Origin of the sequence: Belliella aquatica (assembly GCF_014637795.1) — a bacterium.
GTDB classification, from domain to species: Bacteria; Bacteroidota; Bacteroidia; order Cytophagales; family Cyclobacteriaceae; genus Belliella; species Belliella aquatica.
Genome location: NZ_BMFD01000007.1, coordinates 78,442 through 93,642 on the forward strand (window position 1 = coordinate 78,442; position 15,201 = coordinate 93,642).

Annotated in this window: 17 protein-coding genes; 7 read left to right on the plus strand and 10 right to left on the minus strand. The window is 37.5% G+C overall.

Going from position 1 to position 15,201, the window contains the following annotated elements; all coding sequences use genetic code 11:
* Positions 1–4 precede the first annotated feature (4 nt).
* Complete coding sequence (locus IEV57_RS11440; RefSeq protein WP_188442890.1) at positions 5–349, plus strand: hypothetical protein; 345 nt, start codon at positions 5–7, stop codon at positions 347–349.
* Entirely contained in the window at positions 350–1,003 is a 654-nt protein-coding gene (locus IEV57_RS11445) for a hypothetical protein (protein WP_188442892.1), read from the plus strand. It begins immediately after the preceding gene.
* A 113-nt stretch (positions 1,004–1,116) separates the two neighbouring features.
* On the opposite strand, the gene IEV57_RS11450 is transcribed toward IEV57_RS11445, so the two are convergent.
* On the minus strand, positions 1,117–3,549 hold the full coding sequence (locus tag IEV57_RS11450) for a TonB-dependent receptor (RefSeq protein ID WP_188442900.1): 2,433 nt from the start codon (positions 3,547–3,549) through the stop codon (positions 1,117–1,119).
* 476 nt (positions 3,550–4,025) lie between these two features.
* On the opposite strand from IEV57_RS11450, the gene IEV57_RS11455 reads away from it, so the two are divergent.
* Entirely contained in the window at positions 4,026–4,229 is a 204-nt protein-coding gene (locus IEV57_RS11455; RefSeq protein ID WP_188442902.1) for a hypothetical protein, read from the plus strand.
* The gene (locus IEV57_RS11460) at positions 4,226–4,669 is read left to right on the plus strand and encodes a PIN domain-containing protein (protein WP_188442904.1); all 444 of its coding nucleotides are present in this window, start codon (positions 4,226–4,228) and stop codon (positions 4,667–4,669) included. The genes IEV57_RS11455 and IEV57_RS11460 overlap by 4 nt, the downstream gene beginning before the upstream one ends.
* Positions 4,670–4,770: 101 nt before the next feature.
* Here IEV57_RS11460 and IEV57_RS11465 read toward each other — a convergent pair whose 3' ends face one another.
* The 3 genes from IEV57_RS11465 to IEV57_RS11475 all read right to left on the minus strand — a co-directional run bounded on the left by IEV57_RS11465 (position 4,771) and on the right by IEV57_RS11475 (position 7,249).
* Entirely contained in the window at positions 4,771–5,376 is a 606-nt protein-coding gene (locus IEV57_RS11465; protein ID WP_188442905.1) for a superoxide dismutase, read from the minus strand.
* Positions 5,377–5,482: 106 nt separating this feature from the next.
* Entirely contained in the window at positions 5,483–5,926 is a 444-nt protein-coding gene (locus IEV57_RS11470; protein WP_188442907.1) for a nucleoside deaminase, read from the minus strand.
* A gap of 192 nt (positions 5,927–6,118) precedes the next feature.
* Positions 6,119–7,249, minus strand: a complete 1,131-nt coding sequence (locus tag IEV57_RS11475) for a hypothetical protein (RefSeq protein WP_188442910.1) — start codon at positions 7,247–7,249, stop codon at positions 6,119–6,121.
* A gap of 326 nt (positions 7,250–7,575) precedes the next feature.
* Between IEV57_RS11475 and IEV57_RS11480 the strand changes: the two genes are divergently transcribed.
* Entirely contained in the window at positions 7,576–8,754 is a 1,179-nt protein-coding gene (locus IEV57_RS11480) for a Na/Pi symporter (RefSeq protein WP_188442912.1), read from the plus strand.
* Here IEV57_RS11480 and deoC read toward each other — a convergent pair.
* Positions 8,751–9,416, minus strand: coding sequence for a deoxyribose-phosphate aldolase (gene deoC / locus IEV57_RS11485; RefSeq protein WP_188442914.1), 666 nt, complete (start codon positions 9,414–9,416; stop codon positions 8,751–8,753). The genes IEV57_RS11480 and deoC overlap by 4 nt on opposite strands.
* Complete coding sequence (locus tag IEV57_RS11490; protein ID WP_188442916.1) at positions 9,413–10,630, minus strand: NAD(P)-dependent oxidoreductase; 1,218 nt, start codon at positions 10,628–10,630, stop codon at positions 9,413–9,415. The genes deoC and IEV57_RS11490 overlap by 4 nt, the downstream gene beginning before the upstream one ends.
* A 123-nt stretch (positions 10,631–10,753) precedes the next feature.
* On the opposite strand from IEV57_RS11490, the gene IEV57_RS11495 reads away from it, so the two are divergent.
* Positions 10,754–11,353, plus strand: coding sequence for a methyltransferase family protein (locus IEV57_RS11495; protein WP_188442918.1), 600 nt, complete (start codon positions 10,754–10,756; stop codon positions 11,351–11,353).
* Between the two features lie 31 nt (positions 11,354–11,384).
* On the opposite strand, the gene IEV57_RS11500 is transcribed toward IEV57_RS11495, so the two are convergent.
* Genes IEV57_RS11500 through IEV57_RS11515 form a run of 4 tightly spaced genes read right to left on the minus strand, consistent with a single transcriptional unit; the run spans position 11,385 to position 14,463 of the window.
* Positions 11,385–11,936 (minus strand): FKBP-type peptidyl-prolyl cis-trans isomerase, encoded by a 552-nt coding sequence (locus IEV57_RS11500; protein WP_188442920.1) that lies wholly within the window; start codon positions 11,934–11,936, stop codon positions 11,385–11,387.
* Between the two features lie 3 nt (positions 11,937–11,939).
* A complete protein-coding gene (locus IEV57_RS11505) occupies positions 11,940–12,488 on the minus strand; it encodes an FKBP-type peptidyl-prolyl cis-trans isomerase (RefSeq protein ID WP_188442922.1) in 549 nt (182 codons plus the stop codon).
* Between the two features lie 9 nt (positions 12,489–12,497).
* Positions 12,498–13,436: an FKBP-type peptidyl-prolyl cis-trans isomerase gene (locus IEV57_RS11510; RefSeq protein WP_188442924.1), complete on the minus strand. Its 939-nt coding sequence runs from the start codon at positions 13,434–13,436 to the stop codon at positions 12,498–12,500.
* Entirely contained in the window at positions 13,423–14,463 is a 1,041-nt protein-coding gene (locus tag IEV57_RS11515) for a DHH family phosphoesterase (protein ID WP_188442926.1), read from the minus strand. Before IEV57_RS11515 ends, IEV57_RS11510 begins: the two co-directional genes overlap by 14 nt.
* 190 nt (positions 14,464–14,653) lie before the next feature.
* Here IEV57_RS11515 and IEV57_RS11520 point away from each other — a divergent pair, with 190 nt between their 5' ends.
* Positions 14,654–15,076 (plus strand): nucleoside-diphosphate kinase, encoded by a 423-nt coding sequence (locus IEV57_RS11520; RefSeq protein WP_188442928.1) that lies wholly within the window; start codon positions 14,654–14,656, stop codon positions 15,074–15,076.
* Positions 15,077–15,201: the final 125 nt, after the last annotated feature.

Below are 15,201 nucleotides of genomic sequence, written 5' to 3' on the forward strand. Positions count from 1 at the left end.
GAAAATGAAAAAAAGCTCGAAAAAATTAATATTCACAATTACTTTTATTGTCTTTATCTCAATTTCTCTTTTTTGGGCTAAAGAGATTAGAGGATTTCAAAAAATCGAAGATGTTTCACAATCTCAAGTCATTCAATATAAAACTGATCCAAAAAGAATTGTAACCTCTATTCTAACCATCAAAGGAGAAGTAAATGGAGATTTCATGATCAATCGAAACCTTAAACTTGAAGCGGGAAAAATTGATCGCGTGATCCGCAGTGATTGGTATCATAACGAAATAGAAATCACTTATAATCCTATTGATGTGACGAAAGGTCATTTGAAAATTAAAATAGAGCTTTATTAAATGAAAAATATATCAATCATCTTACTCTTCTTCCTTATTGCATCATGTTCATCTAAGGAAAACAACAACAACTCTACTATTGAGGTTGATGAAAATTATCAAGACGATCAAAACTTCGAAAATTATATTCATAAATACGGATTTGCTGAAAATGACACTCCCGCTTGGTACATGAAAGATACTGACGGAATAGTAATTGAAGAAATAGCCGAAAGCTTTGAAAAATCATCTGTTGAGATCCAAGGCTTTAGTTTAGACAGCTTACTAAAAGGAAATGCTGTCAAAAATCTGGGATTAACGCTAAATAATAGTAGATCTGAAATCAATTTCAATGATTATTTGAATGAAAAAAAGACCTTGTACTTAACTGAAAAAAATAATCTGCTCAAACATATCAGCATCTATGATTTAAGGGAAATTGATGTTACTCTTGAAGAAATCAATTTAAGTAGGCTAAACCTGGTTAGTTATAAAAATAAATATCCGGGGTCTTACAGTTTAAGGAATTTGTTTAGTTTATCTGCTTCTTCACATTTAGCACCTTTAGATTCTGTCAAATCCATTCAGCACACTTTCTTGTGGACAAGCAATGGAAGATTAGACTTGATTTGGGTTAACGAAAGACCCCACATGCTAGATTATTGGGTATTTTAAAAACAAAGCCCCAAGGAACCCTTGGGGCATGTTTGATTTCCGGAGTTAACCTCCCTTTTATTAACCTAATCCAATCTATTTTTTCTAGCTATTATGAATTAACAACTTCCCCATTAATTCAACCTGTCTCTTTCCTCAGTACTTCCACTTCGGTTGGAAATTCTGAAGCTTTCGCCTTGGGCAAATTTGTATCTTAATGTCAACCTTACGCCTTGGTTGCTGCGATATTGTCTGAAAGAAGTATCAATTTGCTCAAAGTTGACATTCGCTCTGATGACCTGAGTTCTCAGTAAATCTGTTCCGTTGACAGTCAGCGTAAACTTATCCTTTGCAAATGACTTGGTAATTCCTGCATCCAATCCACCCATGGCTCCGATAGTGGCCTGACCCCAAAGCATCGGTCCCATATACATCCCAATTAATTCTGCTTTGAAGCCCTTCGGTAAGATAAAGTTATGCTGACTTCGCATCATGTAAGACACCTGAGAGACATCCAATAAAGCATCACCAATCATCGACTTCCACTTTGAATAATTAGCCTGAACCATATTGTTTGTATTCCACCATGGCGTGATTTCTACTGGAACAATCGCCCTGAAATTCAAATTCTGTGATCTATCTAGGTTCGAAGTAAAGGTGGTCGTCGTTCTTGACTCCTCGTCCTGCTCAAAGATCTGCTGGAAAACATCTGTAGTCAGCGCATAGCTTAAGCTGAATTGATAAGCTCCTTTGATGATATGATTCATTTCCAAGTTGTGCGCATACTGAGGTCTGAGGTTTGGATTCCCTCGTTCGGTTGTCAGCGGATCAATGTAGAACACAAAAGGATTGAGTAAGCGATAGTTTGGTCTGGTGATTCTTCTGTTGGCATTGTACACGATTTGATAATCCTTGCTCACTTTATGCTGTATGAAGACACTTGGGAAAAGGTTGAAGTATTTTTGTTCATTTTCTTGTTCCAAAGTCACCGAAGTGCCCAAAATATCTGAGTATTCCCCTCTCAATCCAGCTTGGAAACTTACTTTTTCGGAAAACTTACTTTTGTAGGAAGCATAAGCTGCCAGTACATTTTCTCTGTATATAAATCGATTACTACTAGGGTCGGGCATATATGGTTCTTCTTCGACAGCACGTGCCAAATCAAGGTTGTTGTCAGATTTCACCCAGCTTCCTTTTACCCCTGTCTCCAAAACTCTTCCCTTCCCAAAAGGCTTCACAAAATCCGCTTTTGCGGTGAATATGTTATAATCCATATTATTCAAGTTGCGGATTCTATCCATCGAAGCTTGATCTTCATTTTGATTGAGCCAATAAGCATTCGACAAGACAGCCGATGCATCAGAATGCATATTGGTGAAGTCAAAATCTGCGGTAAGCTTTGTTCCCAAAGTATCCAACATGCCAACATAGTGGAGATTGGTGAAGAATCTCTGACTTTTATTTTCACTGTCATTCAATGACCTTAAGAAATTTCTGTCCGTTGTCCCAGGATTAGAAACTTCGGTCAAGGCATCGCTGACATCCACGCCATTAGAGCCTGAAGCTTGAACACTCACACCTACACTATGATTTTTATTGATTTCATAGTCAGATCCTCCACTGAAAAACAAACTTTTGTTTCTGGTCGTGATTCTACTGTTTTGATCAAAGTTGGAAATCCCTTCATCCAATTGGAAATTTCTGTTGATTTCAAGGTCGTTGAATACAGCATATTCACTGTAATTCAAACTGGCATTGTTTGTCCATTTTCCTTTTTTGGCATTGATAGTGACGCCTGTATTAGGGGCATACTGACCATTATACTGACCTCCTACCTGCACGTTTCCGAATACTCCATCCAGATTGCTTTTCTTCAACTTGATATTGATCACTCCTGCACCACCTTCTGCATCGAATCTTGAAGTTGGATTATTGATGATTTCCAAGCTTTTGATGTTGTCGGCAGGCATGGCTCTGAGGAAGTTTGCCAAGTCATCTGCACTCATGTAGGTTTGTCTGTCATTGATCATGACGGTGACGCCTGACCGACCATTGAGATTGATATTGCCATCTTGATCGACATAGACTCCTGGAGACCTACCGATCACATCAAGTGCTGTATTGCCTTCAGCCATGACAGTTCCTTCTATATTGACGGTGGTTTTATCTGGTTCAATGATGACTTCAGGACGGTTTGCCCGGACAGTCACTTCACCTAAGGCAGCAATTTCTTCTGTTACTGTCACTGCACCAAAATCTTTCTTTTCGCCTGCTTTCATCATAAAAGCTTCAGATTTGAAAGTTTCATATCCGATAGAAGAAACCATCAGCTTCACATTTCCCGAACGGGCTGATTCTAGAGTAAAATTTCCGGACTCATCAGTCACGGCGCCGGTAATCATATTTTCAGACTCCGCATCCACCAACATCACGTTAGCGAATGGAAGCACTTCTCCCTTTTGATCCTTCACTTGGCCTTGGATCACGGCAATCTCTTTTGCTGCTACGTTGCTCACACCCAAAAGGAAGGCAAAAAAGATGGTAAAAACTTGGATAGAAATTTTCATTGGTTTAGAAATTTATTGTGTCTGAGTTATTTGTACAGAGCACTATGAAAAACCAATGCCAAGAGAAAAAACAAGAATTAAAATACTGATTATCAATTATTTGACAAATATCACAAAATAATCTTTGTTTCAATACCGAACAGTTTTATTGTTCAGTTTCTATACAATAGTGATTATGAATTGTAGCGCGGGATTGCAAATCTCTTTTCTCTGGTTTCTACCTCGAGGCCTCGCGGAAATTAAGAAAAGAGTAATAATGGCAGGGAAAAGGTTAAAAAAGAAAAATAAGTTAAAGTGGAATAGTTCAAGAAAAAGGGGCGAGGAAAAAGAAATGAAAATCTGAATTCCAGAATTTACGTAAACATATAAAAGATGGATTGAGGGAATGTTTATACTAAGACATTTGCTAGTTCTTCCCTTAGTTTTGAGGGGATTATAAAAATAGGATAGATTGATATTTATAGATATATTTAAATATGGAAATTGAGAGAACAAATAAGGAAATATTGATCAGAGTATCTTCAGATACAGATTTGATTGGTCTTCAGCGAATTTTAGACTATGTGAAATATCGAGAAATAGCATCCAAAAGTAAGGCTTCACAAGATCAAATAGATAAAGCATCAGCCGAATCAAAATCATCATGGTGGAATTCAAATAAAAGTCGGCTTATAAAGTGAACATTGTTGTTGATACAAATATAATTTTTAGCGGACTATTAAGCCCAAAAGGAAAAATCTCTGATATCCTCCTGAACTCAACTAATATATTTGATTTTTATGCGCCTTCATATTTGTTGGAAGAACTTGAGAAGCATCAGAAAAAACTTTTAACACTTTCTGGTTTTTCGGTAAAGGAACTAACTTTTTTGAAAAATAGTATTTACAAAAAAATAGATTTTATCGATTTGGAATCAATAAGACAATTCACATGGGAAAAAGCAATTGAGCTCATAAAAAATATGGATGAATTTGATGCTCCATTTGTTGCTCTTTCGTTAGAATTAGATTCTCCACTCTGGACAGGTGATAAGAAATTGTTGAAAGGTTTAGAAATAGAAGGAGTGAATTGGGTTAGGTCAACCGATATGATGCTTAAAATAAGAGATGGTTTATTGTGATAAACGTTAAAATGGAAAAAGTAAAAATAGATAATAAATAACACAAAAAAACCCTGGAAGCTAGAAGCTTACAGGGTTTGAGGTGATATCAAGCAACTTAATTATTTAGCTGCTGCAAATCTTTTGCTTACTTCGTCCCAGTTGACCAAGTTCCAGAAAGCACCTACATAGTCAGGTCTTCTGTTCTGATAATTCAAATAGTAAGCATGCTCCCATACATCAAGACCTAGGATTGGAGTACCCGGGCACTCAGCTACGTCCATCAATGGATTATCTTGGTTTGGAGAAGAGCATACACAAAGCTCTTTTTTCTCATCTACACAAAGCCAAGCCCAGCCAGAACCGAATCTAGTCGCTGCTGCTTTGTTGAATTCTTCTTTGAAAGCATCGAAAGAACCGAACTTGGCATCAATAGCTGAAGCTAAATCGCCAGAAGGCTGACCTCCACCGTTTGGTGCAAGGATAGTCCAAAAAAGGCTGTGGTTGAAGTGACCTCCACCATTGTTTCTTACTGCTGCATTTGAACCAGCTACTTTCATCAATTCTTCAAGAGACTTTCCTTCAAGGTCAGTTCCTGCGATCGCATTGTTCAAGTTAGTTACATAAGCATTGTGGTGCTTACCATGGTGGATTTCCATAGTTTTTGCATCAATATGCGGCTCTAGCGCATTAAAGTCGTAGGGTAATTTTGGAAGTTCAAAAGCCATTTGTTATAAAGTTTTATAGTTTGAAATAAATATTAAATTCTCTTTTTGAGATACATTAAACAAACCAACAGTTTTTGGAAATGGTTCTCTTTTGCTTCAAAACATCTCAATTTCTTAGCTTTTTGAAAAAATCATCCAAGAGTTGCTTGGCTTCAGCAGCCATAAGACCTGCTTTTACTTTCGTTTTGGGATGGATCACCGTTTCCGATAGCCTCGCAAATCCTCTATTGGGATCAGAAGCTGCATAATGAATTTCTCCTAATTGGGACCAAAAAGAAGCGCCTGCACACATCACACAAGGCTCTAAGGTGACATAGAGTTTGCATTCATTCAGATATTTTGAGCCAAGAGAATTCGCAGCTGAAGTGATGGCCAACATTTCTGCGTGGGCTGTGGCATCTGTAAGTTTTTCGGTCTGATTGTAAGCTCTTGCAATGACTTTGTTGCGGCACACGATGACCGCACCTACCGGAATTTCATTTTCCTCAAAGGCAATTTTGGCCATTTTCATGGCTTCATTCATAAAATACTCGTCTGTGAAAAGGTCCATTTTCTTATCTTAAATCCCAAGAATCATAGCTATCTGATTGGAGAATCAATCAGGTTAAATATAAGTATCAAAAATACCTTTAAATAAATAAGGCGCAAACCTTGAAAAGGATTACGCCTTATTTTAAAAGAAGTCCTATCGGACGAAGTGAGCTATCTCCTATATTCCTTAGAATTTTATACGAAATAGCTTTTAGAAGATTAAATCAATCATTTCTTTTCTAACACCTTCATTGATAATCAATGCAAGTATAAGAGAGACCAATAAACCTATCATTGCTCTTACCACATCCTTCTTGGCTAGTCTATAAGCACGTACTAGACGTGCTCGTCTTTTCTTCAGTTTTCTAGATTTAGCCAAGGCTATGGATAATTCTCGGCCACCCAACAAGCCAATGAATACCCATGTAGTACTCATAGGCACATTACTCATGATTTTAAAATAGAAAAGTATGACCGCATACACAAAATCCACTATTGTGGCTGCTCTCACGTCTGTTACTTTTGTTTTTTCTGTGACAATTCCTTGAATTCTGTCACCTTTCATGTAGAATAAAAATCCTAAACCTATAAACACAAAACCTGCGTAAGCTATAAATTCCCACACATTCAACTGTCGTGGTAAGAATACGGCAATGTTCGCAGCATCTTGCATAATCCAAACTGCCCAAAGCGTTCCAGAAGTCACCCATTGCAGCACATACCAATAAGGTTTTGCTTCACCTTTTAAGTAGGTTTTTACAAATTTCTCAAGGACAAACCAAACGATGATTGCAATAAAAAAGGCCAATAAATAACCCAAAAAACTCTTTTGCATCACACTGACTATGGTCCCTGCTTTGTAAGTAAATACATTAAGCAAAAGAAAGGTCGTAGAAACTGGCATCCTGAGCCTTGTCATCACCAACAAAACGATAGGTGCTGCTAGCTGTAAAAACACAAAGTTGGTAGGCGCTACTTCAAGACCTGGAACTTGCAATCTTTCATAACTCACATCGCCGTTGTAGGTAAACCAACTGTAGGTAACTGTTCCTACGAAAATCAAGCCCATGAAAAGCCAAAGCCAATACCACTTCCTGTTTTGGTTGGATGCAATGAAAGTACCAATGGTCTGAATACTGTCATTCGCAATAGCCGAGTAAGCTGCAAGTGCAAACCCAAACCACATGGCTGCATAGGTATATGGGGTAATTATCCCTGCAACAGAAACAAGGACAAGTATGACAATAAGAAAGGGTTTTTCTTTTCTAGTGAAATCAAAAAGTGAATAGGAGGCTTTAGATAAGGCGTCCTGATTGATGTTTTGATCTTTAAGTTTAGCCATGATTTTGATTTGGCGGTTGTAAATTCGGATACAAAGTTAAAGAAGATTCTTTGGCTTAAATGTTAACAAATTGTTAAGTCAATGATACCATTTCTTAACAGTAAGTCTTGGCTACTATCGTCAGTTATATGAGAGTTTAAACCAAATAATAGATAATGATCAGATAAAAGTAAAGAATAAAATATCAAATACTCAATTTCTTTCACCTTTCAATTGGAATTAATATTAACAATATCTTCATACGTTTTCAGCTGTTAATTGCTGTATCTACTTTTAATTTGTGTAAAATTTTAGACTACTAAACCCTACCGTTGGGTTTGCTCTACATGACTGAATTAACTGAAGCTGTAAAACAACCCAAGAAAGCGATCTTCTTCTTGCAGATGATTTTTGCATTGTTGCTGTTTATGTTCTCCATAGACTTGCTCACTGTATCTATGCTTCAGATCAACAGCGGAATAGCGAAAGACATTCTTCAAGCAACCAATAATCCATTTGTAGGTTTATTCATCGGCTTATTGATGACTGCATTGATTCAGAGTAGTTCTACGGTCACGGCAATGATCGTTGCTGTAGTCGCTTCTGGAAATCTCAACCTGATGCAAGCAGTGCCTCTTATCATGGGTGCGAATATTGGGACAACTTTAACCAGTACATTGGTCTCTTTTTCTTTTATTATGAAAAAAGGAGAGTTCAAAAAAGCTCTTTCGGCGGGTGTTATTCACGATATTTTCAATATCATCACTGTTATTATACTTTTCCCATTAGAAATGTATTTTGGGTTTTTAAGTAATACGGCGATATTTTTGACCAACACCTTTTTTGATTCTAGTGCGAGCAATGATAGCAATTACCAATACAATGTGATTTTCACAAGACCTGCTACAATTTGGCTGATTGATTTAATCAACATGCCTATTATCGGCCTGATTCTAAGTGTAATATTTGTCTTTTTGGCAATTAAAATCTTGTCTGAGACTGTATTCAAGTCATTTGTCTCTGGTAATTTCAAAAAAGTCAGCAAGCATATTTTCAAAAACCCAGGAATCGCATTTCTTTATGGGATCTTTTTTACCGCTGCTGTGCAGTCTAGTACAGTCACCACGTCACTGATTGTTCCTGCAGTAGCAAATAGACGTGTGTCGTTGATCAAAGTTTTTCCTTTTATCATTGGGGCCAATATTGGTACTACAATCACTGCTGTGATCGCAGCTATCTACAAAACCGAAGCTGCTATCAGCATAGCCATTGTCCATATACTTTTTAACTTACTAGGTGCGGCAATCTTTTTGCCTTTCCCATCCATTCGCAAAATCCCTGTAAAAATCGCTACTTTCTTGGGAAGAGAATCTGTAAGAACAAGACTTGTTGGATTTGCTTATATCCTTTTGACTTTCTTCGTTATCCCTTTCCTCTTGATTTATTTCAACAAAAACGAGGATTTGAGACAATCGCACTACAAATACAAAAAACCTATCGAAACAGAGGTTTCAACAAAGCATTAACTTTGTTGAGCCTGTTGTTCTGCTACAATCTGCACCCCTGAACTTGTCCCTATTCTATCAGCGCCGGCTTCAATCAATGCTTTGGCTTGTGCGAATGTTTTGATCCCTCCACTGGCTTTGATCCCTACATTACTTGGTAAGTTTGCCCTCATCAATGCAATATGCTCTACTTTCGCTCCTTCAGGAGCAAAACCTGTTGATGTCTTCACATAATCCACCCCTGCATCACGACAGATTTCACAAGCTTGCACAATTTCTTCATCGCTGAGGTAGGCAGTTTCTATGATAACTTTCAAAATCCGCTCATGCTGATGACATAAAGTAGCCAACTTCGCCAATTCTATTTTTGGCCAATTCAAACCCGCTTTAAAAGCAGTCAGGGACCAAACTACATCAATCTCATCTGCCCCTTCTTTGATTGCCAATTCTGTTTCGGAAACTTTGGTTTCTGTCATGTTGTAGCCCAGCGGAAATCCAATGACCGTAACAAGCTGAATAGGCGCCTCCCCAATCTCTCTTTTTGCCTTTTTGACCCAAAAAGGTGGGACGCAAATTCCAACAAAACCATGAATTTTCGCTTCATTTACCAGATTTTCAATATCAGAGTCTACGGTTAGTGGCTTCAATATGGTCTGCTCGATATATCTCTCTATATGCTTCATTTTTCTTCGCTATTTATTCCATTCAAAAAATCCCTCAAATATAAAAACTCTAGCGTCAAATCTCCTCCTTGGGTGACTGTTGCCTTTTCTAAAATATCTGACTTTGTCTTTTGCAACTCGGGGATGATGTTTTTGATCAACTGCTCACCAAAATCCTTCGAGGCATCTCGAGGAAGCTCGGTAGGGAGATTATCAATAGCCATCACCGAGATACTAAACTGCTTCCCAAAAGCGGGAAGCTCTTCAAAAGTATCTCTGTCAATATCATATACTGGACTATTGACCTTGCTTGCCCTTATGGTTGTAGGCAGAGAACCGTTGATATCACAGGTGATGTCTGCAATCACTGAAATACTAAAGTCCTCTGATTTGATGTCAGTTTTCTTGAATAAACGTGGTGCTCTGTTATCCCAATATGCTCCTGAAATCAGGATGTCACTGACTTCTGCGTATTTCAGAAAATGACTTTCATACTTTTCTGGTTGACTGTAAAATTCACTTTTATCATATCCCCCATCAGTCTTCCTTCTATTGAAATGAGAAGAAGAAAGTAGAGTAAAGACAGGCTCCTCGTAGTAATTAAAAAGAAAATCATGGGGTTCGATCTGCCGAATCCCTACTGCCTGAAGAACTTCAAGCACGCCTTTCCCAACTCTTCCTGTTCCCGTCACCACAATCTTGATGGGAGGCAGTTGCACTTTTTTCAACTCAGATTTCAGTTCTTGCCGATCGAAGCATTCAAAAGCACGCTTGATATGATATAAATCTGTCTTCTTTCCATAGGTCCATAGCGCATTGTAAGCTCCTACGATACCAGCCCATCTTCCAAATGCGGCAATTCTTTCGCCGGATGCATTTTTAAGCACCTCGTAGTCCAGCATTGTAATATTTTTGTCGACTACGGCTTGTAACAAATCTCTATTATAAGATTGCTTTTTGATTGTGTGAGAAAAAAAGAAGTATGTTTTATCAGAAATCAAGTTATAAATGGAAACTTCCTTGATCCCAAAAAACACATCGCATGCCGAAACATCTTTCACTACTTGAATTCCTAAAGCGGCGTACTCTTCATCGTCATAACATCTCACATCACTAGACTCAACAAAAATCTCAATGTTCTTGTAAGCGCGGTGAATTTCCAAAACCTGTTCGGGAGTAAATGCAACTCTTTTATCAGCAGGGGTTTTCCCTTCTTTGATTAATGCTATTTTCATTTCAGTCAAACAATAAGCGTGTAAGATTCTTTATCTTTGGAATAGTATGGTGTTGCTTCTTAGCTCCACCTACTCTGAAAAACTTATCAGAATAATCTGGATTTTCTTAAAAACTTTAGCTTCATGATGTACTTTGTTTTGGTTTTTCTTTGGGTTATTTTCTATGCCTCGCATAGCATACTCGCGAGTCTCAAGATAAAAAGAAAAATCCAAGGAATCATGGGTAAGGCCTATAAATGGTATCGCTTGATCTACAGTTTGATTTCAATAGGCTTTATTTTCTTTATTTTCCTCTATGCAGGAAGCCTCCAAAAGCTGATGATTTTCCAGCAATCCCCAAGTCTGTTGTACCTAGGATATTTGACTGCGGGATTAGGAACTATTATAATTGTCAGGTCTTTGAAGTATTTCAGCGGGGCTAAATTCATCGGATTGATTCCCCATAATAATTTGGAAGGAGAAAAAGAGGAGTTGGTTACTTCAGGGATTTACAAATACATCAGACATCCTATCTATACTGGCCTGATAGGGATTTTTATCGGATATTTTCTATTCAACCCCAATGCTGCATCTATGATCCATTTGATCGCATTGTTAGCATATCTTCCTTTTGGGATATTTTATGAAGAGAAAAAGTTAATTGAGCTATATGGTCAGGAATACCTTGATTACAAAAAACACATTCCTGCGCTATTCCCGAAAACAACAAAGGCAGCTAAATAAGCTGCCTTTGTTCATTATATAATTGATTTCCTTAATCTATTCCTCGGAAATCTATATCAAATCTAAGGATAGAGTTTGTTGGTATATTTTCTCTAACATCATCTCTGTAAGCTAATGGAGAAGGAATTATCAATACTGCTTTGGCGCCTGGCCTCAATCTTCTAAACCCGAAATTAAATCCTTGGATTGTATTCCCTGCTACACCTGGAGCTGGAATTGTGAATACGAGAGGAGTGTAATCTCTAGACTCTTGAAAGATATCGTTTTCCCTTGCTACAGCTTCAAAACTTGTGTCAAAAACAGAACCATCTAATAAACTCCCGATATAATCTGTATATACAACTGTATTGGAAACAGGTCTTGTTCCTTCACCTTCTTCTTGAACTATTATGATAACTCCAGAGGGATCATGAATTCTATAAAGACTGTCTATCGGCGTATTAGCTAGATATGTATCAATTTTGGCTCTATCTATCGCCATGTTAGCTTCAACATTGTAAACTGGCCCACCAGTAAGTCTGGCAGCATCATCACATGAAGTAAAGAAAACAATACAACTTATCAAATAAAATAAATTTCTCATAGCTTAATCTCCAGAATCTTCTCCTTCTGTCTCTTTTGATAATAAATCTAATTCAAATATCAACGGTGTATTTGGTCGAATATTTCCCTGACCTGATGCACCATATGCATAAATAGACGGTATAAAAGCAATCATTCTATCACCATAATCCATTTTAGAAATGGCATAATCGAACCCAAGAACAACTGATCCTACATCGTGAATGTATTCAAATGGTTGGTAGTTTCTTCTTGGATCAAAAATACCAACTTCTCTTGCGATAGAGTCGATAGAAGTATCAAAGACTAAGTTATTAACCAATCTCCCAACATAATCAACCTTGATTGTGTCTAAAGCTTGAGGCTTTACATCAGATCCAGACTCTTCTAACCAAATAAATATAAAACCCAAGGCTGGCTCCCTCTCTACTCTTACTCCAACTATATCATTTGCTGTGATGTATTCTTCGAAAGCTACTCTCTCCCGCTCACGAAGTACCTCTGCATTTTCTGATTCTGAAACACAGCTTATCAGTGCTAAGCAACATAATAATCCTAAGCCAAATCTTTTCATATATTCAAATTATTTTACGTCTGTCACTTCTACGTCAAAGACTAATACAGAGTTTGGCTTGATGACTGCGCCAGAACCTCTTTCTCCGTAAGCCAATGTAGAAGGAATAAGGAATTTAGCTTTTGAACCTTTTTTCAACATCGCAAGACCTTCATCCCATCCTGGAATTACACGACCCATACCTACTTCTACGTCAAGTGGTGCATAACCATCCATTTGATCTCTTTGCTCACTGAATACGCCAGCTTCCTGTGCTTTTTCTTTGATACTTGTGTCAAATACAGTTCCGTCTAACAAGTAACCTGCATAATGCACTGATGCTACCTGACCAGTTGCAATTTGATCTCCTGTACCTTCTTCTTCTATGACGTAAAATAGACCCGATTCCGTCCTGGTTGCATTCAAATTATTTGCAGCAACATACTCTTCAATGATTTTCACATCTTCTTCAAGTTGCTTTACAGACAATTCAGCTTGCTTCTTCATTTGTGCTTCTTGTAAAGAAGTAAAATATTCTTGAACACCTTGTTCATCCAATACGTCAAATACACCGATTTGAACTTTTACTTCACCATTCTCTCCGATAAATGGTGGAGAATTGAACTCACCAAAAATCTTTACAGCAGGAGCCTGGAAAACGATGCTATCGCCTTTTCTCAATCCAATTAGGATTTCCTGAATCCCAAGAGTTGTCTCCAGAGAATCATCATAAATAAAATACTGGGGAGCCATTTGCTCGTATGTAGAAATGAAAGTGGAATCATCTTCTGTTTGTACGATCAAATTATATAATACATATTCCCCATTCTTTGGACTTTCTTTACCTTCTTTGATGTAGGTATATTCGATTCCATCAGTTGTCGTTTTTTTCGTTTTAGTACAAGAAACCATTCCGATTGCCAATGCAAAAACGACGGTTGATAATAGAAGATTTTTAATTTTTTTCATGGATAAGTTCAAGTTGTTTGAATAAGGTGTTATAATTTTCTTTAATTAATTTTTCAAATTTCTCTGTTGTTTCGCTCAAAGTCAAGTCCGATTTTCCGCCAGAGGCATTTTTATGTCCTCCACCATTAAAATGTTCTTGAGCAAATTTATTGACAGCCACTTCTTCTGTCGATCGGAAGGAAATTTTAATCCCATCTTCTCTCTCCGTAAATAGTGCTGCTATTTTTATTCCTCCAATTGAAAGGGCATAATTGACCAAACCTTCGGTATCACCTGTTTGAGAAGAATACTTGCGTAAATCCTTCTTGCTGATCGCAAAATAAGCCGTTTTCAACTCTTCATTGATAACCAATCTTCTTGATATCGCAAAGCCAATGAATTTCAATCTATTGACGCTGTTGGTATCATAGATCAGTTTGGAGATTTTAGAATTATCTGCACCTAGCTCAATGAGTTCAGCGGTGATCAAATGCACATTTTTGGTGGTATTAGGATGCCTAAAGCCTCCGGTATCTGTCATGATGCCCGCATAGAGACAATCTGCAATATCTGAATCCAACAAACCTTTGTCCCCTACTTTTTCAATCAATTCATAGATCAATTCACAAGTGGCAGCAGCCTCTGTACTCCAATATCGGAAAGCACAGAAATCTTTTGGATCTTGATGATGGTCAATATTTACTTTGTAGGCTTTGGATTCTTTGACATAATCTTGCATAGACTGAAGCCTACTCAAACAAGAAAAATCAAGACAAAAAATGATTTCAGCTTCCTGAATTTTTTTTATTGCGATTTCTTGAACGCTCTTATCTTCAAAATTGATTACATCTTCATTTCCTTTCATCCAATGCAGGAAGGAAGGATAATCAGAAGGGGTAATCACAGTTACCTCGTGGCCCTTTTTGATTAAGTAGTTAGCCAATCCCAAGGAAGATCCCAAGGCGTCTGCATCGGGCTTATGATGGGTGGTAATTACTACTTTGGCTGGGGAGGCGATTTTATTTTTAAATAACTCGAATGCTTGCATTATAAAGCTTTTGTTACTGCTCTTTTTAGAACACAGTCCGCAAAGGTCAGGATAATTTTCCGAAAATCCCAATATCCCTAAGCTCCTCAAAACAAAAGAGATAACAGAGATTTCACATGCAACATTCGGAACTTCATTTATTTCCCGTATTTTTGCACCCTAATTCTAAAAACGATATAAATCTATCAATATGGCAACTAACAGAACTTTCACAATGATCAAGCCTGATGCTTTTGGCGCGGGTAATTCAGGTGCAATTTTAAAAATGATCGAAGAAGCAGGTTTCAAGGTAGTAGCAATGAAAGCTACAAAATTAACTCCTGAATTGGCTGGTAAATTTTACGAAGTACATCAAGCTAGACCTTTCTACGCTGACCTTTGTGCTTACATGTCTTCAGGTCCTATCTTCGCTGCAATCTTAGAAAAAGAAAATGCAGTAGAAGACTTCCGTAAATTGATCGGTGCGACCAATCCTGCTGATGCAGCGGAAGGAACAATCAGAAAAATCTTCGCTAAATCTATCGAAGCAAATGCGGTTCACGGTTCTGACTCTGACGAAAATGCAGCAATCGAAGGTAATTTCTTTTTCAGCCAAGCTGAGAGAGTGCTTTAATCATAAAGATAAAAAAAATAGAAAAGCCCATTTCCTGAAGGAGATGGGCTTTTTTATTGATGAATATTTTAATTAAAGAATGAAATAAGTAAGCTATACAGTAGATTTTTAAAAATGATTATTAC